The sequence below is a fragment of the Nocardioides sp. genome, from assembly GCF_036401255.1.
In the GTDB taxonomy this organism is placed as follows: Bacteria; Actinomycetota; Actinomycetes; order Propionibacteriales; family Nocardioidaceae; genus Nocardioides.
The window spans coordinates 1-2,591 of record NZ_DASWVI010000248.1 but is presented as its reverse complement, the minus strand read 5'-3'; the positions used below and the strand labels follow the sequence as shown (position 1 = coordinate 2,591).

4 protein-coding genes are annotated in these 2,591 nt (G+C 76.1%); 3 read left to right on the top strand and 1 reads right to left on the bottom strand.

The window, feature by feature from the left end:
* The 3 genes from VGD85_RS11185 to VGD85_RS11175 all read left to right on the top strand — a co-directional run.
* On the top strand, positions 1-344 hold a 344-nt coding region (locus tag VGD85_RS11185; RefSeq protein ID WP_331063517.1), incomplete at its 5' end, for an ROK family protein.
* Positions 341-1,294, top strand: coding sequence for an N-acetylglucosamine 6-phosphate deacetylase (locus tag VGD85_RS11180; protein WP_331063516.1), 954 nt, complete (start codon positions 341-343; stop codon positions 1,292-1,294). The genes VGD85_RS11185 and VGD85_RS11180, both read left to right, overlap by 4 nt.
* Positions 1,294-2,079, top strand: a complete 786-nt coding sequence (locus tag VGD85_RS11175; RefSeq protein ID WP_331063515.1) for a glucosamine-6-phosphate deaminase — start codon at positions 1,294-1,296, stop codon at positions 2,077-2,079. The genes VGD85_RS11180 and VGD85_RS11175 overlap by 1 nt, the downstream gene beginning before the upstream one ends.
* A gap of 167 nt (positions 2,080-2,246) precedes the next feature.
* Here the strand turns inward: VGD85_RS11175 and VGD85_RS11170 are convergent.
* Positions 2,247-2,591: helix-turn-helix domain-containing protein (locus VGD85_RS11170; RefSeq protein ID WP_331063514.1), on the bottom strand; the 345-nt coding region annotated here is incomplete at its 5' end.

Here is a 2,591-nt window from a genome sequence, read left to right as displayed (position 1 = left end):
CGACCGCCTGGCCGTCCCCCGACGTGCCCGCGGGCGAGGCGCTGTTCGCGGCGGCCGCCGCGGGCGACCCGGAGGCGATCGCGGCCCGCGACCGGTTCGCCGCCGGCGTCGCCAGCGCCATCCGGGTGCTCGCCTTGTCGGTCGACCCGCGTTCGGTGGTCATCGGCGGGGGCGTCGCCCAGCTCGGCGAGCCGTTGCGCCTGGCGGTCGCCGATGCCCTGCGCGCCCAGGCCGGGTCGTCGCCGTTCCTGGCGTCCCTCGACCTCGCCGGCCGGCTGCGGTTGGTGCCCGCGAGCTACCCGGTCGCCGCGGTCGGCGCCGCACTGCTGGGGAGGTCGCGATGACCACGGTCGTCTCCGGCCTGGTCGACGCCCAGGTCAACGGCGCCGCCGGCATCGACCTGACCGCGGAGCCGCACCGGCTGTGGGAGGTGGCCGCGGCGCTCCCGGCGTACGGCGTCGTCGCGTTCGTCCCCACCGTGATCACCTCCGACCCGGCCGCCCGGGACCAGGCGCTGGCCACCCTCGCCGCCGGCCCGCCCGCCGGCTGGTCGGGCGCCGAGCCGCTCGGGCTGCACTTCGAGGGTCCGATGATCGCGCCGACCCGCAAGGGCGCCCACCCCGAGCGCTGGCTGCGGCCGCCCTCGCTCGACCTCGTCGACGGCTGGTCGCGCGAGGCGGGTGTCGTGATCGCGACGATCGCGCCCGAGCTGCCCGGGGCGCTCGAGGTCATCGAACGGCTGACCGCGCGCGGCGTCGTCGTCTCGGTCGGCCACACGGCCGCGTCGGCGGCCGAGGTCACCGCTGCCCTCGACGCGGGTGCCCGGTACCTCACCCACCTCGGCAACGCGATGCCGCCGATGCGCGCCCGCGAGCCCGGGCCGGTGGGCGCGGCGTTCGGCGGGCAGGTCGTGGCCGGCCTGATCGTGGACGGCCACCACCTCGACCCGCTGTTCGTGCGCACGGCCTGGCGGACGTTGGGCCCGGGCCGGTTCGTGTCGGTCTCCGACACCACCGCCGGGCTCGGACTGCCCGACGGCCCGGCGCGGCTGGGCGACCAGGACGTGATCGTCGCCGACGGCACCGTGCGGCTCGAGTGCGGCACGCTGGCCGGCTCGGCCGCGTCGCTGCTGGACTGCCTGCGGGTGCTGGTCGCACAGACCGGGTGCACGATCGAGGAGGCGGTGGCGACCGCGTCGACGACTCCCCTGGACCTGCTGGGGTTGCCGCATCGCGAGGAGCGGATCCGGCTCACCGACGACCTGCACCTGGCATCCGACACGGAGGTGGACTGATGGAGATCGTCCCGCTCGCGACCGAGGCCGACGTCGCCGCGCTGGCGGCCGACACGATCGAGGCGCTGGTCCGCGCGCACCCCGAGGCCGTGCTCGGGCTCGCGACCGGGTCGAGCCCGCTGCCGGCGTACCAGGAGCTGATCCGCAGGCACCGTGCCGGCACCGGCCCGTCGTACGCCGGCGTCCGCGCGTTCCTGCTCGACGAGTACGTCGGGCTGCCGGCCGGTCACCCGCAGACCTACCGCGAGACGATCTTCCGGGAGCTCACCGACGCCCTCGGGATCGCCCGCGACCGCGTCGCGAGCCCGGACCCCGCGCCCGACGCGATCCCGACGGCCGGTGCGAGGTACGAGGACGCGATCCGCGCGGCCGGCGGGGTCGACCTGCAGGTCCTCGGCATCGGCGCCGACGGCCATCTCGCCTTCAACGAGCCGGGCTCGTCGCTGGTGTCGACGACCCGGATCAAGACGCTGACCGCGCGGACCCGCGAGGACAACGCCCGCTTCTTCGACTCCGTCGAGGAGGTGCCCCGGCACGTGCTCACCCAGGGACTGGGCACCATCCAGCGGGCCCGGCACCTGCTGCTGGTCGCCGCCGGGGAGGGCAAGGCGGCCGCGATCGCCGCGGCCGTCGAGGGTCCGGTCTCGGCGTCCTGCCCCGCCTCGGTGCTGCAGCTGCACCCGCGGGTCAGCGTGCTGCTCGACGAGGCGGCGGCGTCGCGGCTGGAGCGCACGGCGTACTACCGCGAGGTGTTCGACGCGAAGCCGGACTGGCAGCGGCCCTGACCGGGCCCCCCGTCTCTCGTCGAGACACCAGAAGTGGTCGTGGATCTCGCGGCGCGGCAGCCAGTTCTGGTGTCTCGACGGCAGCCGGGCCGCGCGGCCGCGACGGGTGACGGGTCGTGTGCCCCACAACGGGCTATAGCGCGTTCTCAGGCACACGACCCGAACCCTCAGCCCAGCGCCACCACCAGGGCCAGCACGACCTCGGGGTCGTCGAGGCGCTCGCCGTACAGCTCGCGCAGCTGCCCCATCCGGTAGCGCACGGTCTGCGGGTGCACGAACAGCTCTGCGGCGACCTCTTCGCGGCGGCCCTGGTGCAGCAGCCAGGAGCGCAGCGTGTCGGTGAGCTTCTCCGCGGTGGCCGGCCGCAGGTCCGCCAGCGGGGCGAGGAGCTGCTGGCGCAGGTCGGCGCGGGCCGCCGGGTCGGCGTCGAGCACCAGCCCGACCAGGTGCGCCTCGGTGTCCAGCTCGAGGCCGGCCGCGCGGGCCCGCAGCGCCCGGTCGTACGACGCGCG

Bases quoted from the DNA above. Each gene is read 5' to 3' on its own strand.
- VGD85_RS11180 (WP_331063516.1), top strand. From the start codon at position 341: ATGACCACGGTCGTCTCCGGCCTGGTCGACGCCCAGGTCAACGGCGCC.
- VGD85_RS11175 (WP_331063515.1), top strand. From the start codon at position 1,294: ATGGAGATCGTCCCGCTCGCGACCGAGGCCGACGTCGCCGCGCTGGCG.